We start from the raw sequence: 23,701 nt of genomic DNA on the forward strand, positions 1-23,701 counted from the left end.
AACCGCGAGCTTCCGAAACCCACCGTCCCTAACCTCAGGAGCATGATGAACCTCCGCCGCACCGAACTCCTCGCCGCCGGCGCGGCCACCGTCACCGTCATCCTCTGGGCCTCGGCCTTCGTCTCCATCCGGAGCGCGGGCGCCGCCTACTCCCCCGGCGCGCTCGCCCTCGGCCGCCTCCTGTCCGGCGCCCTCGCCCTGGCCGTGATCTGCCTGATACGCCGGGAAGGGCTTCCGCCGCGCTCCGCCTGGCGCGGCATCGCGGTCTCCGGCGTCCTCTGGTTCGGCTTCTACATGGTCGTCCTGAACTGGGGCGAACAGCAGGTGGACGCGGGCACCGCGGCGCTGGTCGTGAACATCGGCCCGATCCTGATCGCCCTGCTCGGCGCCCGTCTCCTCAAAGACGCGATGCCGCCCCGCCTGCTGGCGGGAATGGCGGTGTCCTTCGCGGGCGCGGTCACCGTGGGCCTGTCGATGTCGGACGACGGCGGGTCCTCGGTACTCGGCGTGGTCCTGTGCCTGCTCGCGGCGATCGCCTACGCCGGCGGAGTCGTCGCCCAGAAGCCGGTCCTGGGCTCGGCGACCCCCCTGCAGGCCACGACGTTCGGCTGCCTCGTGGGCGCCGTCGTCTGCCTGCCGTTCGCCGGCCGGCTGGTCTCGGATGCCGCCGACGCCCCCGCCTCGGCGACCCTCAACATGGTCTACCTGGGCGTCTTCCCGACCGCCCTGGCCTTCACCACCTGGGCCTACGCCCTCGCCCGTACGACCGCCAGCCGCATGGGCGCGACCACCTACGCGGTGCCCGCCCTGGTCGTCCTGATGTCATGGCTGGCGCTCGGCGAGGTCCCGGGTCTGTTCACGCTCGCGGGCGGGGTGCTGTGCCTGGCGGGCGTGGCGGTGTCCCGGTCCCGCGCACGGGCGGCTGCGGCTCCGGTGCCGGCACCGGAGCCGCAGCCCGAGAAGGCGTCAGACTCCGCGTGAACGCGCCCTGCCCGCAAGCACCTTGATACAGAGCAGCGCGATCACCGAGAGCACGATGATGTACCCGGACACCGCCATCGAGGTCCCGGTGGCCTCCAGCAGCAGCACCATCAGGAAGGGCGCGAGCCCACCGCCGAGCACCGCGGCGATCTGGTAGCCGAGGGAAGCGCCGGTGTACCGCATCTCGGGCGTGAACAGCTCGGCGAACAGGGCGGCTTGGGGGCCGTACATGATGCTCAGGAAGCATCCGGCGACGAAGGTGGCGACGGCCAGCCAGAGCAGCGACCCGGTGTCGATCAGCAGGAACATCGGTACGGCCCACAGGGCGATGCCGACCGCGCCGAGGGCGTAGATCCTGATCCGGCCGAGTCGGTCCGAGAGGGCGGCGGCGGCCGGGATCAGCACCAGCTGGGTGAGGCTGATGCAGAGCGAGACGGTGAGAACGGCACTGCGTTTCATGCCGAGTTCGCGGGTGGTGTAGTCGAGGACGCCGGTGATCAGGATGTAGAAGGTCGCGGTGTTCACGGCGAAGGAGCCGCCCGCGAGCAGGACCGTGCCGAGGTGGTGACGGAGGACCGTGCGCAGCGGGGAGTTCTGCGCGGTCTTCTCCTGCTCGGCCAACTCCCGCTCCGCCTGGCGGAATTCGGGGGTCTCCTCGACCTTGGCGTGGATGTACCAGGCGAGCGCGAGGACGAACAGGCCGATGAGGAACGGGATGCGCCAGCCCCAGGCCGCGAACCCGGCGTCCGTGGTGAAGGCCCCGGCCAGCAGGAAGACCGTGTTGGCCGTCACCACGCCGATGGGGACGCCCAGTTGGACGACACTGCCGTAGAGCCCGCGCTTGCCCTCGGGGGCGTACTCGGTGGCCAGCAGCATCGCACCGCCCCACTGCGCGCCGACCGCGACGCCCTGGACGACACGCAGGAGGACGAGCAGGATCGGGGCGGCGACGCCGATCGTGTCGTACGTCGGCAGCAGGCCGATGCCCGTGGTGGCGAGGCCCATGAGCGTCAGGGCGAGGACCAGCATGGGCTTGCGGCCGCGCTTGTCGCCGATCTGACCGGCGACGATGCCGCCGATCGGGCGGGCCAGGAAGCCGACGGCGAAGGTGGCGAAGGCGGCGAGGACGCCGGCGGAGGAACTGCCCGCGGGGAAGTACAGATCGCCGAGGACGAGGGCGGCGGCTATGCCGAAGACGAAGTAGTCGTACCACTCGACTGCGGAGGCCAGGGCGGCCGCGGTGGCGACGCGACGGCGCTGGGGAGACGCAGGCGCGGTGACGGAAGTGGGCTGAGCGGTAGGGGCCGTGTCCATGCGGTGCACACTCCGGTGGGTGCGTGGGGACGTTGGCGGCTGAACATACTGACCGGACGGTATGGGGTCAACGGTTGTGCGGGAAGGTTGCCCGGAGCACCTGGGGCGGGGCTCCGGGCACCGTCGGTCAGAACACCACCAGCGCCCTGCCGCCCTTGCCCGCCAGCATGTTGTCGAACGCCGCCGGGATGCCGTCCAGCGCGATCCGCTCCGTCACCAGGGCGCCGAGGTCGAGGCGGCCCGCCCGGACGTGCTCGGCGAGCACGGGCAGGTCCTCGGCGGGGTTGGAGTTGCCGTAGACACAGCCCGCGAGGGTGCGGCCCCAGTGGAAGATCTCCAGGGCGTTGAAGGTGACCTGCTGGTCCTTGCCGCCGATGCCGACGACGGTCGTACGGCCGCCGCGGCGGGTGGAGTCCCAGGCGGTACGGATGGTCGACGCGCGGCCCACGCACTCGACGGCGACGTCGACGCCCTGCTTGCCGGTCAGGCCCCTGATCTCGCGGGCGGTGGTGTCGGAGGCGATCACGTAGTCGGTGGCCCCGGCTGCGCGCGCCAACTCCTCCTTCTCCGGGGAGACATCGACCGCGACGATCCGCGAGGCGCCCGCGATCCGGGCCGCCTGGAGCGCGGCCAGGCCCACGCCTCCGACGCCGTACACCGCGACCGTCTCGCCCTCCCGGACCCGCGCCGCGTGCTGGACGGCGCCGTAGCCGGTGAGGACCGCGCAGCCCAGCAGGGCCGCGTCGGTGAGCGGGATGCCGTCGGGGAGGGGCAGGAGGCAGGACTCGGAGACGACCGTCTCCTCGGCGAACGCGGCGACGTTCAGGCCGGGGTGGAGGTCGGTGCCGTCGGCGGTGCGGGCGTAGACGTCGGCGGCGCCGTTCAGGGCGTTGGCGCACAGCCAGACCTCGCCGAGCGAGCAGGCGTGGCAACTGCCGCAGGAGGGAGCCCAGTTGAGGACGACTCCGTCGCCGGGCGCCACCCCGGTCACCCCCTCCCCCACGGCGACGACCGTGCCGGCGCCCTCGTGGCCGAGGACGGCCGGGACGGGGACGCGCATGGTGCCGTTGGACAGGGACAGGTCGGAGTGACAGACCCCGGCGGCGGCGAGACGGACCCGGACCTGGCCGGGACCGGGGTCCGGGAGGTCGATGTCGGTGACCTCCAGGGGAGCGCCCACGGCGGGAAGGACGGCGGCACGAACCACGGGAAGGCTCCTAGAACTGGAGGGACTTGGTCTGGAGGTACTCGGCGAGACCGTGCGAGCCGAGCTCGCGGCCCACGCCGGACTGCTTGTAACCGCCGAACGGGGCACGGGGGTTGAAGCGACCGCCGTTGATGTCGACCTGCCCGGTGTCCATCCGGCGCGCGAAGGCCACCGCCTCCGCCTCCTCGCCGGCCCAGACGGCGCCCGCGAGGCCGTAGACCGTGCCGTTGGCGATGCGCAGGGCGTCCTCCTCGTCCTCGTAGCGCAGGACGGACAGGACCGGGCCGAAGATCTCCTCCTGCGCGATCGTCATGTCGGGGGTGACGTCGGCGAAGACGGTCGGGGCGACGAAGTAGCCCCGCTCGCGCGGGGATTCGGGGCCTCCGGCGACCAGCCGGGCCCCCTCCGCCACGCCCTTCTCGATGTAACCGCGCACCCGCGCCTGCTGCTTGGCGTTGACGACGGGCCCGATGCGCTCGCCGTACTTCGCGGCGGCCGCGGCGGCGAGCTCGACGGCCTCGTCGTACTGGTCCCGGTGCACCAGCATCCGGGTCCAGGCACTGCACGTCTGGCCGGAGTTGGACATCACGTTGGCGACGCCGACGTTGACCGCCTTGGCGAGGTCGGCGCTCGGCAGGATGACGTTGGCGGACTTGCCGCCGAGTTCCAGGGCGACCTTCTTCAGCGCGGCCCCAGAACTCGCGCCGATCCGCCGGCCGACCGCGGTGGAGCCGGTGAAGGAGACCAGGTCGACGCCCGGGTGCTCGACGAGGGCCTGCCCCGCGACCGGGCCGAGTCCGGTGACGAGGTTGAAGACGCCGGCCGGGACGCCGGCCTCGTGGACCGCCTCGGCGAAGAGCTGGGCGACCAGCGGGGTGTCCTCGGCGGGCTTGAGGACGACCGTGCAGCCCGCGGCGAGGGCCGGGGCGACCTTGGCGACGATCTGGTGGAGCGGGTAGTTCCAGGGCGTGATCGCGGCGACCACGCCGATCGGCTCCTGGTGGACGGTGGAGTTGCCGACCTTCTCCTCGAAGGGGTGCGTCGCGGCGAGCTCGGCGTAGGAGGCGGCGACCGCGACGGGGACGGCGGCGTGGACGTTCTGCGAGAACTTCAGCGGCGAGCCGAGTTCGGCGGTGACCGTCTCGGCGATCTCGTCCGTGCGGGAGGCGAGGACGTCCCTGAGGGCCGCCAGGCGGGCGGCCCGCTCGGCGGGTGCGGTCGCGGCCCAGGCCGGGAGTGCGGTGCGGGCGGCCTGCACAGCGAGGTCGACGTCCTCGGCGGTGCCGGCCGGGACCCGTGCGATGACCTGCTCGTCGGCCGGGTTCACGACCTCGATCACGTCCGGGCCGGTGGCCGGGCGCCACTCGCCCTCGATGTACATGCCGTCGTGCGCCTTCATGGTGCGTCCTCCCGGGCTGGGCCGTGCCGTGTTGTCGTCCGGCCTCATAAACTAGCGACGATAGTTTTTTCGCGCCAGAGCGGGGCCGGACCCGCCACGGACATCAGAAGTCGACTCGGACCCGCTCGTCCACCCGCGCCACCGCCTCCTGCCCGAACTCCTTCTCGTACGCCCGCCGGATCTCCTCGATCTTCCGGTCGCTCGCGGCGGTCTGTTCCACCGGGTAGAGCAGGACCAGCTCGTACGACCGCTCCTTCTCGATCCTCCCGCTCACGTCCCGCCACCGCCCGCGCCCGCTCTGCACGGTGAGACCGTCCGGGAAGCCGGGGGTGACCTCCTCGTCGACGAAGGCCATGAACTGCCGGTCGGTGACGGCCGCTCCGCCGCCGGGCCGCGCGGTACCGAAGAAGAGCTGCGTCTCGATGTACGGCGCCCCGCGCTCCGGCACCGAGGAATCGGCCTCGGCGAGGCCGGCACAGGCGGTGGGTGCGGCGGCGAGCAGAAGCGCGGCACCGGCGAGGAGGGCCCTGGCCCGGGTGAGGTGCATGGTCATGCGCACCTGCCTAGCGGGAGGGCGGGGATGAGTCGGGGTGCCGTGCCCTTGGTTCACTCCATTAGGTCGACGGGGGGTGGGGTGGGGGCCCGGCCGGGGCCGAGCGGCAGGGGGGGGGGTGGCCGGTGTCACGCCGTCCCCACGCTGAAACCGGGCTGCTCCGCGTCGAGATCACAGCGTCCCGCACCCCCCTCCGGCCCCGGGCACCACGGCTTACGCCCGAACTGGACCGTGCCACGCCGCGGACACGCCCCGAGCCGCGCCCTCCCCGCGATCTCACCCGTGCTCCCACGACTGACGCCCTCTCCGCCCCGCCGTCGCCCTCCTCACTCGTCCAGGTCCGGCAACCGGTCCGGGGACGGGCAGATGCGGTCGCCGTGCTGGTCGAAGACGAAGAGGTGGGAGATGTCCACGAGGAGGGGGACCTGCATGCCGCGGCGCAGGTCGATGTCCGGGGTGGTGCGGACGACGAGGTCGCCGGGGAGGCGTGCGTCGGAGGGGGCGGGTGCGGGGTCGGGGTCCGGCGGGTCCTCCAGGACGACGACGGGGCCCGCGCGCAGGGAGACCGCGCGTTCTCTCAGGCGGTCCAGGACCGTGCCGTCGCGGCGGCGGCGCCGGGGCGAGCGCGAGGCGGGGCGCGGGGCCTCCAGGTCGGCGACGAAGGCGGGGCGGGAACCGGTGTCGAAGTGGACCAGGACCTCGTGGCCCTGGAACTCGACGTGTTCCACCAAGCCGGTGATCGGCATCTCCCCGGGGCGGGCGGAGGTCCGTTTGGCGATGCGGATCGCCTCCGAGCGCAGGCCCACGATCACCTCGCGCCCCTGCTGCACGCGGAGCAACTGGTGGTCCAGGGAGAGGGGCTCGGGCAGCCTCAGGTACTGCTTGCCGAGGCTGATGGTCATCGCCCCGTCCAGCGGGGCCCGGACCACCCCGCGCAGCAGGTTGATGCGCGGAGTGCCGATGAAGGCGGCGACGAAGACGTTGCGGGGCAGCGCGTACACCGAGCGCGGGGAGTCGACCTGCTGGAGGACGCCGCCGCGCAGGACGGCCACCCGGTCGCCGAGCGACATGGCCTCGGCCTGGTCGTGGGTGACGTAGACCGTGGTGACGCCCAGCTCCCGGGTGAGCGCGGCTATTTCGGCGCGCAGGTGGTTGCGGAGCTTGGCGTCGAGGTTGGACAGCGGCTCGTCCATGAGGAAGGCGGAGGGGTGGCGGGAGATGGCCCGGCCCATCGCCACCCGCTGGCGTTCGCCACCCGAGAGCTGGGCCGGGTAGCGGTCGAGGAGGTCCTCGATGCCCAGCATGCGGGCGGTGGCGTCCACGCGGGCCCGGGGGTCCTCGCCGGGTGCCTCGATGCGCAGCGGGAAGCCGATGTTCCCCCGGCTGGTCATGTTCGGGTAGAGGGCGAAGTTCTGGAACACCATCGCCATCCGCCGCTCGGCGGGCAGCAGCTCGTTGGCGTACTCGCCGTCGAGCCTGAGTTCGCCCTCGGTGATCTCCTCCAGCCCGGCGATCATCCTGAGCACGGTGGATTTACCGCAGCCGGAGGGACCGAGCAGGACGAGGAACTCGCCGGGCACGATGTCCAGCGAGAGCCGGTCCACCACCCGGACGCCCCGGGTGTAGGTCTTGCTGACGTGGTGCAGAGATATGGCGCGTGTCATGAGGGTGCCCCCGAGGGCTGGTTCAGGCGCTGGTGCTCCGCGGTGGAGAGGCCCCGTGCGGGTCGTACGGGGCTGTGAGTCACGGAAGTTAACGGAATGCATGCGGCCGGGGGAAGAGACTGGGCGGGATCGGACGCAACCGTCCAGCCTGCGAGATAACGGACGCCCGGATTCAGCACGCCGTCACACCTTCAACCCACCGTCGCGTTCTTCGGCGGCCCGGGCTCGCGGGTCTGGGTGAGGTGGGCGAAGACGACGACGTTGCTGGTGTAGCCCGTCCGCCGGGTGAAGAGTCCACCGCAGGTGATCACGCGCAGCTCCGGGCGCCGGACCGGGCCGTAGACCTCCTTGTCGGGGAAGCCCGACTTGTCGAAGACCTTCACCCGGTCCACGGTGTAGACCGCGGTACGGCCGTCCGCGCGTCCCGCCTCGATCACCTTGCCGGGCTTCACCTGGGCGAGGGCGGCGAAGACGGCGGGGCCGGTCATGGTGTCGCGGTGGCCGACGGCGATCGCCGCGCCGGACTCGCCGGGCGTGGGCCCGCCCCGGTACCAGCCCACGAGCTTCGGCTTGTCGACCGGCGGTGTCGACAACTCCCGGCCCTTGGTGAGTCCGAGGCCCATGACCGGGGCGCTGATGCCCAGGGACGGGATGCGGAACGTCGTCGGCCGCGACCGGGGCAGCGGGCGGGGCGGAGGCGTGCGGGTGGGTGCGGTGCGGGCGGCGGGGGCCGGCTCGTCGGGCGCCGCCGCGTCCGGGCCTGCGGCCGCCACGGTGTCCGGACCGTCGGGCCCGTCCGGCGCTGTCGACTTGTCGTCACCCGTACACCGGACCCCCACCGTCACCAGGACGACCGTGAGCAGGGCCGTCCTGGTGAGGCGGTAGGCGCGGGTCCGGTACCAGGGCCTGCGTCTGCGCCTACGCGGCGCCATTGGGCCGACGGCGGTTCAGCCGGAAGTACGCGACACCGCCGACCGCCACCAGGCCGACGGCTCCCGCGGCGGTCACCGGCGCGAAGGCGGCCGCGGTGTCGACGAGACCGCCGCCACCCGCGTGCACCCCGCCCTTCGGGCCGTTGGGGTCACTCTTGCTCCAGCCCCCGCCGTCGCGCTGGTCCTCGATCTGGTCGCCCGGCCGGCGCTCCGCGTCGCGCTTGCCGTCATGGCAGTTGACGCGGAAGACCTTCTCCTTGGGGGCGCCCGCCACGATCCAGGTGATCTTGTACTGTCCGTCCGCCACCCCCAGCGGGTCGGTGTGGCCGGCGCCCCCCGCGAGCTGGATGGTGCCCGCGACGGTGGCGGCGGTGGGCAGCGGAGGCTGGGGCGTGATGGTGTAGGCGATGGTGGTGAGGACGTCGAAGTTGACGGCATCCAGGTAGAACTTGCAGACCCGGGGATCGTCCTTGGAGACGCCGAAAGGCACGCCCACGTGGTGGATCCGGATGTCGCCGTTCTCGCCCGCTGCCGATGCGGTCGGCGCCGCCACCCACGATGCGCCGGCCGCCGCGAGGGCGGTGAGGACGACCGAGGCGCCCGTGCGGACGCGGAAGGTACGTGGGAGTTTCAGGGTGGGCATGCGCGCTCCTCCGATTCAGACGATTTCCATACAAATCGCTCTTTCGGCAGCACTCTCCTTCATGCGCGCGACGGTCGGCCGCATCGACGTCCGGCGCGCCGTCAGATATCGCTCGTGCGGCGCAATCCCGGGCGCTTCGGCCGCTTCCCGGCGGTCGGTCCGGACCCTTCGGTCCGCTCCGACGACCGCAGGGCCACCCCCGCCGACAGCAGCAGCAAGGTCCCGAGCATCACAAACGGGGCGGCCACCCCCGCCACTCCCGCGACCAGGCCCGCGGTGGCCGGTGCGGCGACCTGGCCGAGGCGGTTGCCGGTCAGTCGCAGGGCGAGGGCGGTGGAGCGGGCGCCGTCGGGGGCGGCCTGGACGACCGTGGTCATGGACAGCGGCTGTCCCACGCCGAGGCAGAAGCCGAGCAGCGCGAGCATGACCGCCAGCGCCCACACCGGGACCGGCAGCGCGATGCCCGCGCACAGCACGGCCGCCAGCAGACACGTCACGGTGAGGAGCAACGCGCGCCCCAGCAGCCGTAGGAGCGGGGTCAGCACCAGACGGCAGGCGATCGTGGCCGCCGCGCGCAGGCTCAGCAGCAGGCCGATCACCGAGGGGGCGATGCCCCGGTGCTCGCCGACCACCGGAAGGTACGCGGTGAGGATGTCCGTCGCGGACAGCACGGACAGGCTCACGAAGATGCCCCCGGTCACGCCCCGGGAGCCGAGGATGCGCCCGACGGGGACCCGGTCGCCCTGCCCGGCACGGGACTTGGCCGCCGTGTCGCGGTCCTCGATGCACCACAGCGAGGTGAACGCGAACGCCGCTCCCGCGCCCGCGACGAACAGCGCGAGCGCGCTGGTGCCCGCCCTGTCCGCACCCCCGATCAACGCACCCGCCGCGACCGGGCCGACCAGTTGGCCGAGGGAGACACCGATGGTGAAGTGGCCGAAGTTGCGGTCCTGTTCGTGCGGGGCGGACTGGCGGGCGACGAGCGACTGGCCGCCGATGACGAAGCACAGGTGGCCGAGGCCCATCACCCCGCTCCAGACCGCCATGGTCCACAGAGAGCCCGCGAGGCCGCTGAGCGCGCAGCCGCCGGATATCAGCACCACGCCGACCGGCAGCAGCGGCGCGCACCGCCCGTGGTCCGTACGGCGGCCCAGCGGTACGGCGGCGAAGAGCGGCAGCAGCGCGTACACACCGGCGATGACGCCGATCGCCCGCTCGTCCGCGCCCAGCGCGAGAGCCCGGTAGGAGACGGCGGGCCGGGCCATCGACACCGCCCCCTGCGCGAAGCTGAAGGCGATGACGAGGCGGAGCAGCCAGCCGCGGTTCCCACCGGGCGCCATGTGCGAGTCCTCCGTGGACGTGAAAGAAGCGGATCAGATGATTCCGAAGAGGATTCCTGCCCCGAGGATCAACAGGCATGTGAGCGCGGCCCACTTGACCACGAACTTGGTGTGGTCGCCGAACTCCACCTTGGCCATGCCGACCAGGACGTAGACGGCCGGGACGAGCGGGCTCGACATGTGCAGCGGCTGTCCGACGAGGGAGGCACGGGCCATCTCCAGCGGCGAGACGCCGTGCGCCGCGCCGGCCTCGGCGAGGACCGGGAGGACACCGAAGTAGAAGCCGTCGTTGGACATGAAGTAGGTGAGCGGAAGGCTCAGGACGCCGGTGACGAGGGCCATGTGCGGGCCCATGCCCTCGGGGATGACGTCCACCATCCAGCGGGCCATGTGGTCGACCATGCCGGTGCCCTGGAGGACGCCGGTGAAGACGGCGGCGGCGAAGACCATGCCGGAGACGTTGAGGACGTTGTCGGCGTGGGCGGCGAGGCGGGCCTTCTGGTCGGGGATGTGCGGGAAGTTCACGGTGAGCGCGAGCGCGGCGCCGAGCAGGAACAGCACCGGGATCGGCAGCCACTCCATGATCATGGAGGTCAGCAGGGTGGCCGTGAGCAGCGCGTTGAACCAGTAGAGCTTGGGGCGCAGGGTGGGGCGGTTCGGGTCGAGGACCTGGAAGCGCTCCGCGTCGCCGGCCTCGTCGTCCTCGGCGTCGGTGCCCGAGCCGGACCCGCCGTTGGCCGCCGGGGCCTTGCCCGTGCCGGAGGCACCGGAGCCGGTGCCGGCTCCGACCAGGACGGTCTCGGTCTCCTCGACCTTCTCGTCCACCAGGATCTCGTTCAGCGTGAGCACGCCGAGCCTCTTGCGCTCGCGCATGCCGAGGACGTACGAGAGGACGAAGACGCCCAGCAGGCCGACGGCCAGGGCCGGGATCATCGGGACGAAGATGTCGCTGGCGTCGAGCTTCAGCGCGGTGGCCGCGCGGGCCGTCGGGCCGCCCCAGGGCAGGGTGTTCATCACGCCGTTGGCCATGGCGGCGACACCGGTCATCACGACCAGGCTCATCTTCAGCCGCTTGTACAGCGGGTACATCGCCGAGACGGTGATCATGAAGGTGGTCGAGCCGTCGCCGTCCAGCGAGACGATCGCGGCGAGGATCGCCGTACCGACGACGATCCGCATCGGGTCGGCCTTCGCGAACTTCAGGATCCCGCGCACGACCGGGTCGAAGAGGCCGACGTCGATCATCACACCGAAGTAGACGATCGCGAACATGAGCATCGCCGCGGTGGGGGCGAGGCTGGTGACGCCGTCGATGACGTAGTCACCGAGCTTGGCGCCCTTCCCGACGAAGACGCAGAACAGGGCCGGGATCAGTACGAGCGCCGCGATCGGCGACATCTTCTTCATCATGATCAGGACCAGGAAGGTCGCGATCATGGCGAAGCCGAGGATGGTCAACATGAGTGGATACCTAACGTTCGCCCTTGAACTCCCACCGGAGTCGGCAGTGCGATGACGTTAGGACCCGTCAAGTGGCGTTAACAAGACGTTGACATGCGAGCAATAAGCGCAAAACTGCTGGTCACAGCTTTGGGCTGCTCACAGCGCCGCCACGGCGGCCAGTTCTACGGGTATGCCGTTGAGGACCGCGTTGCCCGAGAGCGGGTCGAGCAGGCTGCCGTCGAGGAGCTGGTTGACGTTGACGCCGGGGTCCTTGGCGGCATGGCCGAGCCGGGTCCCGGGCCGGTCGTGACCCCAGCCGTGCGGCAGGCTGACCACGCCGGGGCGCACGCCGTCGGTGACCTCGGCCTCGGTCACCACCTCTCCCCCGGCGCCCTTGATCCGTACCGCGCCGCCGTCCTTCAGACCGAGCCGTTCGGCGTCCTCGGGGTGGATGTGCAGGGTGCAGCGGTTGGTGCCGCCGGTGAGGGCGGGGACGTTGTGCATCCAGCTGTTGTTGGAGCGCAGATGCCTGCGGCCGACGAGGACGAGCCCGTCGGCCTTGTGGCGCAGGGCCTCGCGCAGCCGGGGCAGGTCGTCCGCGATCGGCCGCGGCAGCAGCTCGACCTTGCCGCTCCTGGTCTTCAGCGGCTGCGGCAGCCGGGACTTCAGCGGTCCGAGGTCGATCCCGTGCGGGTGTGCGAGCAGCTTGGTGAGGCTCAGCCCGTCCGGGCGTACGCCGAAGCCGTCGCCGTAGGGGCCGAGGCGCAGCATCATGTCGAGCCGCCGCTCGGGGCCGGTGTCGCCGGCGAGTGCGGCGCTGAGCTCACTCGGCTCGCGGCCGCGCACGGGCGAGTGGGCGTCCTTGACGGCCTTGCCGAGGGTCTGGCCGATGACCAGGTCGTCCACCGCGGACGGGTCGGCGCCGTGCATGCCGGTCGCGGCGAGGATCAGCCGGGCGAAGATCTCCGTCTCCGCCATCCGGCCGGGCTCCAGCGGGACGGCGGGGCGGGTGTAGCGGACCTGGTTGCGCACGGCGAGGGTGTTGAAGGCGAAGTCGTGGTGCGGGCTCTGGGAGGGCGGGGGCGGCGGCAGCACGACGTGGGCGTGGCGCGAGGTCTCGTTCAGGTACGGATCGACGCTGACCATGAAGTCGAGCGAGCCGAGGGCCTTGTCGAGCCGGTTGCCGTCGGGGGCGGACAGCACGGGGTTGGCGGCGACGACCACGAGTGCCCGGATCGGCTCGCCCTCCTCGGTCGCGGTGTCGATCTCCTCGGCGAGCGCGGAGAGCGGCAACTCCCCCTTGGCCTCGGGGTGTCGGCTCACCCGGGAGTGCCAGCGCCCGAGGGCGAACCCGTGGCTGGGTCCCGCGGGCCGGGGGGTCCGGTCGGTGGCCGCCTGCGGGAAGAGCGCGCCGCCGGGACGGTCGAGGTTGCCGGTGAGGATGTTGAGCACGTCGACGAGCCAGCTGGCCAGGGTGCCGTGCGGGACCGTGCAGCTGCCGATGCGGCCGTACACGGCGGCGGTTGGGGCCGCGGCGAGTTCGCGGGCGAGGGCGCGGATCTCGGAGGCTTCGACGTCACAGGTGCCGGCGACGGCCTCGGGGGTGAAGTCCCCGACGGCTTCCCGGAGTTCGTCGACCCCTTGGAGATGCGGGGTCAACTCCCCTGTGTCCACGAGCCCTTCCTCGAAGAGCACGTACGCCATCGCCGCGAGCAGCAGGGCGTCGGTGCCGGGCCGGACGGCGATGTGCCGGTCGGCGAGCTTTGCGGTGCGGGTGCGGCGGGGGTCGATGACGGTGAGGGTGCCGCCGCGGGCCTTGAGCGCCTTGAGCTTGCCGGGGAAGTCGGGGGCGGTGCACAGACTCCCGTTGGACTCCAGGGGGTTGGCGCCGATGAGGAGCAGGTGGTCGGTGTGGTCGAGGTCGGGCACGGGGATGGCGTTGGCGTCGCCGAACAGCAGGCCGCTGGAGACGTGCTTGGGCATCTGGTCCACCGTCGAGGCGGTGAAGATGCTGCGGGTGCCGAGTCCGGCCAGCAGGACCGTCGGGTAGAGGGCGCCGGCCACGGTGTGGACGTTGGGGTTGCCGAGGACGACCCCGACGGAGTTCGCCCCGTGCCCGTCGACGACCGCCCGGATGCCGGCGGCGACCGCGTCGAAAGCCTCTTCCCAGGTGGCCTCGCGCAGCTCACCGTCCCGTCGTACGAGAGGGGTGCGCAGCCGGTCGGGGTCCCCGTCGACGGCACCGAAGGAGGCCCCCTTCGGGCAGATGAACCCCTTGCTGAACACGTCGTCGCGGTCCCCGCGGGCGCCGGTGACCCGGGTCCCCTCGACGGTGAGCGTCAGACCACAGGTGGCCTCGCACAGGGGGCAGATACGCAGAGCGGTGCGGGACACGGGTCCTCCCGGGGCGGCGGTGCCTGACCCAGTGAGCATACCGACCGGTATGCACGTGTGGGAGGCCTTCACCGGCGAATTCCGCGGGAGCGTCAGTCCAGGACCCTCGCCAGATAGGCCCGCAACATCTCCCGGGCCTCCTGGATGATCTTCTCGTCCCCTTCGGGCGCCATCCGGAAGGCCAGGTGGACCAGGGTGTCTGCGGTCTCCACGGCGATGAGGAAGGTGCGGCGCAGGTCGTCGTCCGGTTCGCGGGAGAGGTAGCCGGAGAGGAGCTCGGTGAGGCGGTCGGCCACACGGTGGTTGGGTTCGGCGTGCCGGGCACCGACGGGGATCTGGTTGCCGAAGTCGACGAGGGAGAAGCCGGGGGCGGTGCGCTTCATGGCGAGGTACTCGTCGAGGACGACGTCCATCGCGGTACGCCAGCCCCCTTCCTCGCCCGACTCCTTGAGACGTTCGGTGACGCCGACCGTGAAACGCTCCAGGTTGCGCTGGGCGAGGGCGTCGACCATCTGCCGCTTGTTGCCGAAGAAGCGGTACACCGAGCCGATGGGCACACCGGCGCGCAGGGCGACGGCGCGGGTGCTCAGGTCGTCGTAGCCGACCTCGTCGAGCAGGTCGGCGCAGGCGTCGAGGATTCTGGTCAGCCGTTCGGCACTGCGCCGCTGCACGGGGGCGCGGCGAAGCGAGGTCGCTTGGGGCACGGGCTTCATGATGCCTTTCCGCCGCGGTCCGGTGAACCCTGCCACCTGGTACGGGGCGGGAGGCCTGCGGCACTCACCGGGCACCGTCGGCGCTTGCCGCGGGCCGCGCCTGCGAGGCCGTGCTGCCGGTCCGAAGGAGGGAGACACCCTCACTCATGCGCCCCACGGTCCGGGATTCCGGGCCTGCGCCGCCGACGCCGGTGCCGGTGCCGGCCAGCGCGGTCAGGACGCCGCCACCTGCACGCCCACCGGCCCGCGCGACCGCGACGCCACCGTCGGCGGCGGCCACCGGCTGCGATCCCGGGACATCGCCGCCCCCGCTCGCGCGCACAGCGGGCCGGGCCTCCGAAGCACCTCCCTCCGAACCCCCGCCCGTGACGAACCGCGCCCCCGAACCACCGCCCACGCTCCCCCTGGCCCCCGACTCCGAAGCACCGCTCCCCGTCGGCTGGGGTTCCGACGCCGTCACGTCCGCCGTGCTCTCGACCGGGGCGCCGTCGACGGCCCAGACGGTGCCGTCGTCGGCGTAGAGGCGGGCGGTGACCGTGTGGGTGCCCTGCGGGACGTACGCGGCCGCGAGGCGGTAGGACGGGGCGCGCAGGGTGGTGACGGGGCGGTCGTCCACGAAGAGGACGGCGACACCGCGGCCGGAGGCCGCCTTCGCCTTCGTCGCGGCGGGCGAGAAGGTGAAGTTCTCGACGGTCAGCCGCACGGACCAGCTGTCGTCGGTGTCCGGCTGCACCACTATGCCGACGTCGGGGGCGTTGTCCTTGTCCACCTCGCGGTAGTGGCGGCCCTCGTGATCGGTGTCGCCGAGGACCTTGCCCACCGGTGACACCGACTGTCCGTCCTTGTTCTTCTGTGCCCCATCGGCGCCACAGCTCACGGATCCGGTCACCAGCAGGACACAGACCGCGAGCAGGGCAAGGAGTCCCCGCGTCCACGACATGCCGGGGAGCGTAGAACACAGGTCCGACAACGCGAATCCCCCTGGGGTCTGGTTCTCGTCCTCCTCCCTGAGGAGGTCACGAGGGGGACATCGGTTCCACGGAACGTGCTCTTGCGCCGAGGACACCACAATCCTACGGTGTTCCATAGGAATCAGACCGCAAGGGAGCGATCATGAACGGGGACGCAGCGCTCGCGCGCGGCGACGCACGCAAGACCGCCGAGGGCCTGGCCCACCTCTCCGGATTCGGCAACGAGCACGCCTCGGAGGCCGTCCCGGGCGCCCTCCCCGTGGGCCGCAACGCCCCGCAGCGCGCCCCCCTCGGCCTGTACGCGGAACAGCTCAGCGGTACGGCGTTCACCGAGCCCCGCGCCCACAACCGCCGCTCCTGGCTGTACCGCATCCGCCCCTCCGCCGCGCATCCGGCGTTCACGCACACCCACAACGGCCACCTCCGCACGGCCCCCTTCACCGAGTCGGTCCCGGACCCGAACCGGCTGCGCTGGAACCCGCTGCCGGAGCCCGTCGAGGGCACCGACTTCCTCGCCGGCCTGTGGACCCTCGGCGGCAACGGCGACGTCACCCAGCGCACCGGCATGGCCGTGCACCTCTACCACGCCACCGACTCCATGGACCGCGTCTTCAGCAACGCCGACGGCGAGCTGCTGATCGTCCCGGAGCGCGGCGGGCTGCTGCTGCGCACGGAGTTCGGGCTGCTGCATGTGGAGCCGGGCCATGTGGCGCTGATCCCTCGCGGGGTGCGCTTCCGTGTGGAGCTGCTCGACACTGCGCCGAATCGCGGGCAGAGCCCGACCGCCCGCGGTTATGTGTGCGAGAACTATGGGGCCCCCTTCCAGCTCCCCGACCTCGGCCCGATCGGCGCCAACGGTCTCGCCAACGCCCGTGACTTCCTCGCCCCCGTCGCCGCCTACGAGGACGTCGAGGGGCCGGTGGAGGTGGTCAACAAGTTCTGCGGCAACCTCTGGACGGCGACCTACGACCACTCCCCGCTCGACGTGGTCGCATGGCATGGCAACCATGTGCCGTACGTCTACGACCTGCGCCGCTTCAATGTCATCGGCTCCATCTCCTACGACCACCCCGACCCGTCGATCTTCACCGTGCTGACGTCCCCGTCGGACACGCCGGGCCTGGCCGGAGTCGACTTCGTGGTCTTCGCGCCACGCTGGCTGGTGGGCGAGGACACCTTCCGGCCGCCGTACTTCCACCGGAACGTGATGAGCGAGTACATGGGCCTGATCGAGGGCGCCTACGACGCCAAGGCGGAGGGCTTCGTGCCCGGCGGCGGCTCGCTGCACAACATGATGTCGGCGCACGGACCCGACCGGGAGACGTTCGACCGGGCGAGCGCGGCCGAGCTCAAGCCCCAGAAGGTCGACGACGGGCTCGCGTTCATGTTCGAGACCCGCTGGCCGGTGACGCTCACGGCGCAGGCGGCCCGGGCGGACCACCTCCAGTCGCACTACGACGACGTGTGGCGGGGCCTGGAACGTCACTTCCGCCCGTTGCACTGACCGATCCGCGGAAGGTACGGATAGCCCGTGACCTCCTTCGCCCCGGACTCGATCGTCCTGAACCGCAAGCTGCCGCTCTGGTACCAGGTGTCGCAGTCCCTGCGCGCCTCGATACTCGGCCGCTCCCTCCAGGACCCGCTCCGCCTGCCCACCGAGGAACAGCTCGCGGGCCACTACGGCGTGAGCGTGCTGACCATGCGGCAGGCGCTGAAGGAGCTGGAGGACGAGGGGCTGATCACCCGTCACCGGCGCCGGGGCACCTTCATCGAGCCCGACGCGCGAAGGGGCGCCCCGGTCCGGCTGCTCGGCTCCGTGGACGCCATCGTGGCCCAGCAGTCCGGCATGACGACCGAACTGCTGGAACACGGCAAGTCGCCCGTGCCGCCCGAACTCGCCGAGTACTTCCCGGACCTGGACGAGGTGGCGTCGTACCACCGGCTGCGCAGCGACGAGAAGACGGGCGAGCCGACCAACCATGCCCGCAACTACGTCCGCCCCGAACTGGCCGCCCGCATCGACCCGTCGGACCTGGCGCGCCGGCCGATGACGAAGGTGCTGCGGGACGTCGTCGGGGTGGACATCGGCCGCATCACGGACACCGTGGAGGCACGGCTCGCGGACCCGGAGACCGCCCGGCTGCTCCAAGTCCCGCTGCTCAGCCCGATCCTGCACTACACGGGGGTCACCTACGACACGGGCGGCCGGGTGCTCGACGCGGCGGTGATCCACTACCGGGGCGACCGGTTCTCCTTCTCGGTGACTCTGGACGCCACGTGAACCCACTGGCCCCGGCCGCCTGTCGGCGAGAGGTCGTACGATGCCCAGCGTGACGCACGACGACGCTCCGCCGCTGGCGGACCTCATGCCGTGGTCCGTCGCACCGCCGCGGCTCGGCCGAGGGTGGCCGACGGGCCCCGACGCGGCATCCCTCAAAGCCCGCTGGGACGCCCTGCTGAAGGCCGAGGGGCCCGACCGGGAGGCCCTGTTCGAGCCCACCCGCTCCCGCACCCTGCGCTCGGCTCTCGGACAGCTGCCGGGGCGGACGGGCGGCACCGAGAGGCTCACGCGCGCCTCCGGCCCGTGCCCGGAGCCGGTACGGGTCCTGTCCGGGCCCTTCGACGAGCAGTGGCTGATCCCGGACCAGCGGCTGATCGACGCGGCCCGGCCCGAGCTGTGGCGGGTGGCGGACGACGAGCAGGTGTTCGTGGTGGAGACCCCCACGGACGGCCGGGGCCCCCAGCTCCTGGCGACCTCGGTGCTCCCCCTGCTCCGCCCGGGCCGCATCCGCCCGCTGTACCGCCGCCCGGGCGGCGCCGAACCGAACCTGGCTCCGGGCCTCCTGGAGCACCTGGGCACCCGGCTCGGTATCCCGGTGGCACCTCTGGACGTCCTCGCCTGGATCGTGACGGCGGTCCGCCCGGGCCTCACCGTCCCGCTCACCGACGACCCCGAACTGTGGTGCCGCGGCGTCGAGTCGGGCCGCCGCACGCTGTGGCTGATGCGCCGCGACGGCGACCGGCCGAAGCTGCCGGGAGGTCGCCGTCCGTACGTACGCGCACCGCTGCCGTCCCGCCCCCTGATCCTGGACTACGACCGCGACGAGGAGGCCCTGCTGCTCGACGAGGGCCGCGTCTCTCCCGTACCGCCGGAGGCCTGGGACTTCCAGGCGGGCGGCGTCCGGGTGCTGGAGCAGTGGTTCGCGGCTCGGGTCGCGGAACCGGAGCCGGGCACCCTGTCCGCGATCCGCCCGGCGACCTGGCCGCAGGCATGGACGTCGGAGCTGCTCGAACTGATCACGGTGCTGGCCCTGCTGGCGGATCTCCAGCCGTTGGAGGACGATGTGACTTCACAGATCTCGGCGAGCGACCTGCGTGAGGCGGGGGTATTGCCGGTGCCGGAGAGCGCGCGGAAGCCGGCGTCTGTCTTCGATCACCACGAGGAGGGCCCAGAAGGCCAGTTCGCGCTGCTGTAACCCCGCTAGGGGCGCGGGGAACCGCGCGACCAGCCACCACGGCGCCGCACCCGGCACCGAACAGTCACCCCCGCGGCGAGAACCCGTCCAGGACCCGCTCCAGCATCCGCTCGAACACCGCGTCCAGATCGATCGGCCCCGCGTCCTCCATGAACGACGCCGCCAGCCGCGGATACGCCCCAGACGCCACCTGACTGCCCAGGTAGGCGATCCGCACCGCGTTCTCCTGCTCCTCGGACCACGGCAGCGACCGCACGCGCTCGGCGGTGGAGAGCTCGTTGGAGACGTACGTCGTCACACACCCGTTGAGCATCGCGACCAGCTCGATCTTCGTGCCGGCGCGGGCGTCCAGCGGGTCGAGGCAGGCGAGGCAGTGCTCCAGGTAGCGCAGGGCGTTGGGGCTGAAGCCGTACACCCCTGACATCAGCCGCACCATCCAGGGATGCCGGTGCATGAGGGCCTTGGTCTGGCGCGCGTTGCGCAGCATGTCGGCCCGCCAGTCACCGGTCGGCTCGAACAGCTCGTGCTCCCCGCTGACCGCGTCCACCATCAGCTCGTACAGGTCCTCCTTACGGGGGACGTAGTTGTACAGGGACATCGTCCCGCAGCCCAGTTCGGCCGCGACATGGCGCATCGACACCGCGTCCAGCCCGCCGGCGTCGGCCAGCCGCACCGCCGCCGCCGCGATGTCCGCCCTGGTGAACGCGGGCTTCGGCCCACGCCCCGTCCGCTCGGGACGGGCCCAGATCACTTCGGGTACGGCCGCTCGGCCCGCCATCGATCATCACCTCGGCCACCATCCTAGTTACGTACAGCGTACGTAGTGCGCTATGGTCCTGCCATGACTTCTACGTACGCTGTACTTAGTGAAGGTCTGGAAAAGCGGTTCGGGGAGGTCCATGCCGTGCGCGGCCTGGATCTCGCCGTGGCCCCGGGCACGGTCTGCGGCATCCTCGGCCCCAACGGCGCGGGCAAGACCACGGCCGTACGGCTGCTGACCACGCTGCTGCGGCCGGACGCCGGCTCCGCGCGGGTCGCGGGGCACGACCTCGTCCGGGAGCCGGAGGCGGTGCGCCGCGCCATCGCCGTCACCGGGCAGCACGCGTCGGTCGACGGGGACCTCACCGGGCGCCAGAACCTGCGGCTGTTCGCCCGGCTGCACCGGGTGCGGGGGCCGGCCGAGCGGGCCGCCGAGCTGCTCGACCGCTTCGGACTGACCGAGGCCGCCGACCGGGCCGCGTCCACCTACTCGGGAGGGATGCGGCGCCGTCTCGATCTCGCGGCGAGCCTGATCCGGCGCCCCGAGATCCTGTTCCTCGACGAGCCGACGACCGGACTCGACCCGGCCAGCCGCAACATCGTCTGGGAGGCCGTGCGCGATCTGACGGCGGACGGCACGACCGTGCTGCTGACCACGCAGTACCTGGAGGAGGTCGACCGGCTCGCCCATGACATAGCCCTGGTGGACAAGGGGCGGGTCGCGCACACGGGTTCGCCGGCCCAGCTCAAGGCGCTGATCGGGGCGCACGTCGAGATCGTCGTCACGGACGCGGACCTCCTGGTGAAGGCGGCCGGCGTGCTCGACCAACTCACCGGCGGCGAACCGTCGTTCGACCACGACCGGAACGCGATCGGCGCGATCACCCGGGACTCCACGCTCACCCTGCCCCGGCTGGTGCGCGAACTGGACGCGGCGGGCGTGCCGTTGCTCGACGCGAGCATCCGGCCGCCGACCCTCGACGACGTCTTCCTGCGACTCACCAAGGAGCTTGCGACATGAGCATGTTGGCCTACGACGGCACCGCGATGCTGGGCCGTCAGCTGCGGCGGGTCCGGAACAACCCGGGGCTGCTGATCCTGACCCAGACCATGCCGATCACCATGCTGCTGTTCTTCGGCTACGTCTTCGGCAGCGCGCTGGCGATGCCGGGCGAGGAGTACCGGTCGTTCCTGGTGCCGGGCCTGCTGGTGGCGACGGCGGCGAACGGGATCATGACCGGGATGTTCCAGGCGGCCCAGGACGTCCACCGGGGCGTGACCGACCGGCTGCGCACCCTGCCGATCAGCCGGGCGGCCGTGCCGCTGGGCCAGTCGGTCGCAGACGTGTTGGTGACCGCGGCGGGCCTGGTGCCGTTCCTGCTGGTGGGACTCGCGGTGGGCTGGCGCGTCGAGGGGTCCGCGCTCCGGGCGGCGGGCGCGCTCGCACTGCTGCTGCTGTTCCGGTTCGCGACCACCTGGATCGGCATCTTCCTCGGCCTGCTCACCGGTAGCGAGGAGGCGGCGGGCCAGCTGGGCGGGGCGACCTTCGTCCTGCCGCTGCTGTCCAACGCGTACATCCCGGCCGAGGGGCTGCCCGGGTGGCTGCGCGCTCTCGCCGAGTGGAACCCGATCAGCGCGGTGACCACGGCCCTGCGGGACCTGTTCGGCAACGCCCCGGTGCCGGAGGGGGCCGCCTGGCCGGTCGCACACCCGATCGCCGGGTCACTGATCTGGTGTGCGCTGCTGATCGCGGTCTTCGCACCGCTCGCCGTACGGCGGTATGCACGCGGGGAGGACTGAACACCGCTTGCCGGGAGGGGAGTTCGGGCCCATCGGGGCCCGGGCCGACCTCGGGGGCGTGCATGCCGAAGATGGTGCGTACCGGGAGGCCGAGCCGCGGGACGTGTCCCACGCTCGGCCGACTCACCTGGATCGTGCTGCATGCCGTGGGGATGACGGGCAGGATCGCAGCACGATACCGGGCGACCAGAGCTCAGTGCCCGCCGAACAGCGAACGGCGCAGTCGGCGCAGCGGCGCGAACAGCGAGACGCGGCGTACCCGGGCACCCCTGTCACTGCGCTCCTGCTCGCTGGTGTCACGCGCGGTCAGCTCAAGCATCAGCGACGTCGCCTCAGCCGTCTCCCGCTGCGGGACGGCAGGTCCCGACAGCACCGAGAGATGGCGGTCGAGGCGCGAACTGGTCGCGCTGCTCCCGCAGGTGATCGCAGGGACCCTCGCCCTGCGCACTGCTATCTGTTCCATGTCACTCCCCACCCGTACGAGTCCACCCGGCCCGGGCAGGGTAACCCTATCGCCCCGTCGGGGCACACGTGTATCGGCGTCACAGGATTCACCTTCCCCGCAAGGGCGTTGACGACGCCTCCATGATTACTCTCCGAATCCGACCGATTTCAGGGCGAGTTGGACAACCGGCTGGGTAGTGGGCTGTGGTGATCCCCCGTCGGGTTCGACCGTCACAGCGAGTGATGTGGCGGACTTGTCGAGTCCGCTCGCGACCAAGGGCGTGTCGGCGGCGAAGAGCCCGAGGGAGCGCGGTTGCTCGTTGGGGCGCATGAGCCACAGTTGGCGCACCCGGCCGCTCGGAGGGGCGCTGTACCCGCTCAGGGTGACGACCGCGCGCCCCTCGGATGCGGAAGCGATCACTCCGATCGTCCGGCCCTGTGCGTCCTGTCCTCGGGTCGCCCGCGCGTCCCCGGCCTGGAGAACGTGGGCGATCTCACTGGCCTGGGCCTTCTGCGCATCCAGTTCGTCCTGGGTCCGGTTGGCCTGGACGGCGAACAGCGAGGCGACGACGAGAGCCGCGGCCGCGGTGGCCGTCGCGAAGGGCACGAACAGGGGACGCCGCTGACGCTGCCTGGGCGGCGGCTGGACCCCCCAGACATGCGGCGGCAGCTGCGACTTGCGCGCCCGTACCGGCTCCGGCCGCGCGCGGGCCGGCTCGGGCCGCACGGCCGACTCCTGCGGGATGGTGCGTACGGCGGCCAGCACCCGGTCGCGCATCGCGGTCGGCGGCGGAGCGGCGGCCGACCACGCGAGCCGTACCGCGTCCTCGGACAGGGCACGCACTTCCGCCGCACAGCTGTCGCAGTCCTTGAGGTGCCGCTCGAAGCGGGCCCGCTCGGCGGGCTCCAGCGCGTCGAGGGCGTACGGGGCCGCGAGGGAGTGCAGATCTTCCCGGCGGAAGAGGCTCATGCCGCACCTCCCAGGCACTCCCGCAAGCGGGTCAGTCCGTCACGCATCCGCGTCTTCACCGTGCCGAGCGGCAGCGAGAGCCGCTCGGCCACTTCACGGTACGTGTAGCCGTCGTAGTAGGCGAGGGTGACGGACTGCCGCTGGAGCTCGGTCAGGCGCTCCAGGCACCGGCGCACCCACTCGCGTTCGAGGCCCGCCTCGACCTCCTCGGTCACCTGGTCGAAGGCGGTGTGGTGGGCCCGGCGTGCCTCGCGCTGCTCGCGTTCACCGGCCGCGCGGGCGCTGCGCACCCGGTCGACGGCACGGCGGTGCGCGAGGGTGAGGATCCAGGACAGCGCGCTGCCGCGGCGGGGGTCGAACCGCGCGGCGGACCGCCAGGTCTCCAACAGCACCTCCTGCGACACCTCCTCCGACTGCGCCGGATCACGCACCACACGCCGTACCAGCCCGAACACCGGCCCGGCCACGAGCCCGTAGAGCTCCTCGAATGCCATCTGGTCCCCGCCCGCCACGAGCAACAGAAGCTCATCCGCTTCCAACTCGCCGCCCCCTCCCGCAAAGCCGCACCTGGGCCGTCCCGTCCCACGAGGTATTCGCAACGAACACACCTCCGGATGGGGTTACGGATCAGAAGGCCGAAAACGCGGGTCGAGCAGCAGAAAAGAAGTTTTGAGATTCGACCAATCCGGCCCGCCCAC

General features: G+C 71.8%; 22 protein-coding genes. 6 read left to right on the plus strand and 16 right to left on the minus strand.

Translation table 11 applies throughout. The annotated features are described in order from the left end of the window. Nucleotides 1-45 precede the first annotated feature (45 nt). Nucleotides 46-981, plus strand: a complete 936-nt coding sequence (locus H293_RS0110290; protein WP_020117788.1) for a DMT family transporter — start codon at nt 46-48, stop codon at nt 979-981. Here the strand turns inward: H293_RS0110290 and H293_RS0110295 are convergent. The 12 genes from H293_RS0110295 to H293_RS61375 form a co-directional block, all read right to left on the minus strand. Next, on the minus strand, nt 967-2,295 hold the full coding sequence (locus H293_RS0110295; RefSeq protein ID WP_020117789.1) for an MFS transporter: 1,329 nt from the start codon (nt 2,293-2,295) through the stop codon (nt 967-969). The genes H293_RS0110290 and H293_RS0110295 overlap by 15 nt on opposite strands. A 127-nt stretch (nt 2,296-2,422) precedes the next feature. Then, nucleotides 2,423-3,502: a Zn-dependent alcohol dehydrogenase gene (locus H293_RS0110300; protein WP_020117790.1), complete on the minus strand. Its 1,080-nt coding sequence runs from the start codon at nt 3,500-3,502 to the stop codon at nt 2,423-2,425. A gap of 10 nt (nt 3,503-3,512) precedes the next feature. Then, nucleotides 3,513-4,901: an aldehyde dehydrogenase family protein gene (locus H293_RS0110305; protein WP_020117791.1), complete on the minus strand. Its 1,389-nt coding sequence runs from the start codon at nt 4,899-4,901 to the stop codon at nt 3,513-3,515. Nucleotides 4,902-5,004: 103 nt separating this feature from the next. After that, complete coding sequence (locus H293_RS0110310) at nt 5,005-5,454, minus strand: DUF3574 domain-containing protein (RefSeq protein ID WP_020117792.1); 450 nt, start codon at nt 5,452-5,454, stop codon at nt 5,005-5,007. A 326-nt stretch (nt 5,455-5,780) separates the two neighbouring features. Beyond that, on the minus strand, nt 5,781-7,118 hold the full coding sequence (locus H293_RS0110315; protein ID WP_020117793.1) for an ABC transporter ATP-binding protein: 1,338 nt from the start codon (nt 7,116-7,118) through the stop codon (nt 5,781-5,783). 191 nt (nt 7,119-7,309) lie between these two features. Then, entirely contained in the window at nt 7,310-8,050 is a 741-nt protein-coding gene (locus H293_RS0110320) for a class F sortase (protein ID WP_020117794.1), read from the minus strand. Further along, nucleotides 8,037-8,693 carry a hypothetical protein gene (locus H293_RS0110325; protein ID WP_020117795.1) on the minus strand — a complete coding sequence of 219 codons (657 nt, stop codon included), beginning with the start codon at nt 8,691-8,693 and terminating at the stop codon, nt 8,037-8,039. Before H293_RS0110325 ends, H293_RS0110320 begins: the two co-directional genes overlap by 14 nt. Nucleotides 8,694-8,794: 101 nt before the next feature. After that, entirely contained in the window at nt 8,795-10,033 is a 1,239-nt protein-coding gene (locus H293_RS0110330) for an MFS transporter (protein ID WP_020117796.1), read from the minus strand. A gap of 33 nt (nt 10,034-10,066) precedes the next feature. Then, nucleotides 10,067-11,494 carry a CitMHS family transporter gene (locus H293_RS0110335; protein WP_020117797.1) on the minus strand — a complete coding sequence of 476 codons (1,428 nt, stop codon included), beginning with the start codon at nt 11,492-11,494 and terminating at the stop codon, nt 10,067-10,069. Nucleotides 11,495-11,632: 138 nt separating this feature from the next. Next, a complete protein-coding gene (locus tag H293_RS0110340; RefSeq protein WP_020117798.1) occupies nt 11,633-13,870 on the minus strand; it encodes a molybdopterin oxidoreductase family protein in 2,238 nt (745 codons plus the stop codon). A 92-nt stretch (nt 13,871-13,962) separates the two neighbouring features. Beyond that, nucleotides 13,963-14,583, minus strand: coding sequence for a TetR/AcrR family transcriptional regulator (locus H293_RS0110345; RefSeq protein ID WP_020117799.1), 621 nt, complete (start codon nt 14,581-14,583; stop codon nt 13,963-13,965). 64 nt (nt 14,584-14,647) lie between these two features. Beyond that, nucleotides 14,648-15,523, minus strand: a complete 876-nt coding sequence (locus H293_RS61375) for a hypothetical protein (protein ID WP_020117800.1) — start codon at nt 15,521-15,523, stop codon at nt 14,648-14,650. A 173-nt stretch (nt 15,524-15,696) separates the two neighbouring features. On the opposite strand from H293_RS61375, the gene hmgA reads away from it, so the two are divergent. From hmgA to H293_RS0110365, 3 genes are read left to right on the plus strand one after another with little or no spacing between them, the layout of a single operon-like run. Beyond that, nucleotides 15,697-17,058: a homogentisate 1,2-dioxygenase gene (gene hmgA, locus H293_RS0110355; RefSeq protein ID WP_020117801.1), complete on the plus strand. Its 1,362-nt coding sequence runs from the start codon at nt 15,697-15,699 to the stop codon at nt 17,056-17,058. A gap of 27 nt (nt 17,059-17,085) precedes the next feature. Further along, nucleotides 17,086-17,835 (plus strand): GntR family transcriptional regulator, encoded by a 750-nt coding sequence (locus H293_RS0110360; protein WP_020117802.1) that lies wholly within the window; start codon nt 17,086-17,088, stop codon nt 17,833-17,835. 40 nt (nt 17,836-17,875) lie between these two features. Beyond that, complete coding sequence (locus H293_RS0110365) at nt 17,876-19,030, plus strand: type ISP restriction/modification enzyme (protein WP_020117803.1); 1,155 nt, start codon at nt 17,876-17,878, stop codon at nt 19,028-19,030. A gap of 64 nt (nt 19,031-19,094) precedes the next feature. Here H293_RS0110365 and H293_RS0110370 read toward each other — a convergent pair whose 3' ends face one another. Next, nucleotides 19,095-19,808, minus strand: a complete 714-nt coding sequence (locus H293_RS0110370; RefSeq protein ID WP_020117804.1) for a TetR/AcrR family transcriptional regulator — start codon at nt 19,806-19,808, stop codon at nt 19,095-19,097. Between the two features lie 63 nt (nt 19,809-19,871). Here H293_RS0110370 and H293_RS0110375 point away from each other — a divergent pair, with 63 nt between their 5' ends. Continuing rightward, nucleotides 19,872-20,810, plus strand: coding sequence for a daunorubicin resistance protein DrrA family ABC transporter ATP-binding protein (locus H293_RS0110375; protein WP_028807723.1), 939 nt, complete (start codon nt 19,872-19,874; stop codon nt 20,808-20,810). After that, on the plus strand, nt 20,807-21,589 hold the full coding sequence (locus H293_RS0110380) for an ABC transporter permease (protein ID WP_020117806.1): 783 nt from the start codon (nt 20,807-20,809) through the stop codon (nt 21,587-21,589). The genes H293_RS0110375 and H293_RS0110380 overlap by 4 nt, the downstream gene beginning before the upstream one ends. A gap of 193 nt (nt 21,590-21,782) precedes the next feature. Here the strand turns inward: H293_RS0110380 and H293_RS0110385 are convergent, their stop codons facing one another. The 3 genes from H293_RS0110385 to H293_RS0110395 all read right to left on the minus strand — a co-directional run bounded on the left by H293_RS0110385 (nt 21,783) and on the right by H293_RS0110395 (nt 23,542). Next, complete coding sequence (locus H293_RS0110385; protein WP_028807724.1) at nt 21,783-22,052, minus strand: hypothetical protein; 270 nt, start codon at nt 22,050-22,052, stop codon at nt 21,783-21,785. Between the two features lie 126 nt (nt 22,053-22,178). After that, nucleotides 22,179-23,003: an anti-sigma factor gene (locus tag H293_RS0110390; RefSeq protein ID WP_020117808.1), complete on the minus strand. Its 825-nt coding sequence runs from the start codon at nt 23,001-23,003 to the stop codon at nt 22,179-22,181. Then, nucleotides 23,000-23,542: a sigma-70 family RNA polymerase sigma factor gene (locus H293_RS0110395; RefSeq protein WP_028807725.1), complete on the minus strand. Its 543-nt coding sequence runs from the start codon at nt 23,540-23,542 to the stop codon at nt 23,000-23,002. The genes H293_RS0110390 and H293_RS0110395 overlap by 4 nt, the downstream gene beginning before the upstream one ends. Between the last annotated feature and the right edge of the window lie 159 nt (nt 23,543-23,701).

This window comes from Streptomyces canus 299MFChir4.1, assembly GCF_000383615.1.
GTDB lineage: Bacteria > Actinomycetota > Actinomycetes > Streptomycetales > Streptomycetaceae > Streptomyces > Streptomyces canus_C.

Bases quoted from the DNA above. Each gene is read 5' to 3' on its own strand.
- hmgA (WP_020117801.1), top strand. From the start codon at position 15,697: ATGAACGGGGACGCAGCGCTCGCGCGCGGCGACGCACGCAAGACCGCC.
- H293_RS0110365 (WP_020117803.1), top strand. From the start codon at position 17,876: ATGCCCAGCGTGACGCACGACGACGCTCCGCCGCTGGCGGACCTCATG.
- H293_RS61375 (WP_020117800.1), bottom strand. From the start codon at position 15,523: ATGTCGTGGACGCGGGGACTCCTTGCCCTGCTCGCGGTCTGTGTCCTG.
- H293_RS0110370 (WP_020117804.1), bottom strand. From the start codon at position 19,808: ATGGCGGGCCGAGCGGCCGTACCCGAAGTGATCTGGGCCCGTCCCGAG.
- H293_RS0110295 (WP_020117789.1), bottom strand. From the start codon at position 2,295: ATGGACACGGCCCCTACCGCTCAGCCCACTTCCGTCACCGCGCCTGCG.
- H293_RS0110305 (WP_020117791.1), bottom strand. From the start codon at position 4,901: ATGAAGGCGCACGACGGCATGTACATCGAGGGCGAGTGGCGCCCGGCC.
- H293_RS0110315 (WP_020117793.1), bottom strand. From the start codon at position 7,118: ATGACACGCGCCATATCTCTGCACCACGTCAGCAAGACCTACACCCGG.
- H293_RS0110290 (WP_020117788.1), top strand. From the start codon at position 46: ATGAACCTCCGCCGCACCGAACTCCTCGCCGCCGGCGCGGCCACCGTC.
- H293_RS0110335 (WP_020117797.1), bottom strand. From the start codon at position 11,494: ATGTTGACCATCCTCGGCTTCGCCATGATCGCGACCTTCCTGGTCCTG.
- H293_RS0110325 (WP_020117795.1), bottom strand. From the start codon at position 8,693: ATGCCCACCCTGAAACTCCCACGTACCTTCCGCGTCCGCACGGGCGCC.
- H293_RS0110390 (WP_020117808.1), bottom strand. From the start codon at position 23,003: ATGAGCCTCTTCCGCCGGGAAGATCTGCACTCCCTCGCGGCCCCGTAC.
- H293_RS0110345 (WP_020117799.1), bottom strand. From the start codon at position 14,583: ATGAAGCCCGTGCCCCAAGCGACCTCGCTTCGCCGCGCCCCCGTGCAG.
- H293_RS0110380 (WP_020117806.1), top strand. From the start codon at position 20,807: ATGAGCATGTTGGCCTACGACGGCACCGCGATGCTGGGCCGTCAGCTG.
- H293_RS0110310 (WP_020117792.1), bottom strand. From the start codon at position 5,454: ATGACCATGCACCTCACCCGGGCCAGGGCCCTCCTCGCCGGTGCCGCG.
- H293_RS0110385 (WP_028807724.1), bottom strand. From the start codon at position 22,052: ATGGAACAGATAGCAGTGCGCAGGGCGAGGGTCCCTGCGATCACCTGC.
- H293_RS0110375 (WP_028807723.1), top strand. From the start codon at position 19,872: ATGACTTCTACGTACGCTGTACTTAGTGAAGGTCTGGAAAAGCGGTTC.
- H293_RS0110320 (WP_020117794.1), bottom strand. From the start codon at position 8,050: ATGGCGCCGCGTAGGCGCAGACGCAGGCCCTGGTACCGGACCCGCGCC.
- H293_RS0110330 (WP_020117796.1), bottom strand. From the start codon at position 10,033: ATGGCGCCCGGTGGGAACCGCGGCTGGCTGCTCCGCCTCGTCATCGCC.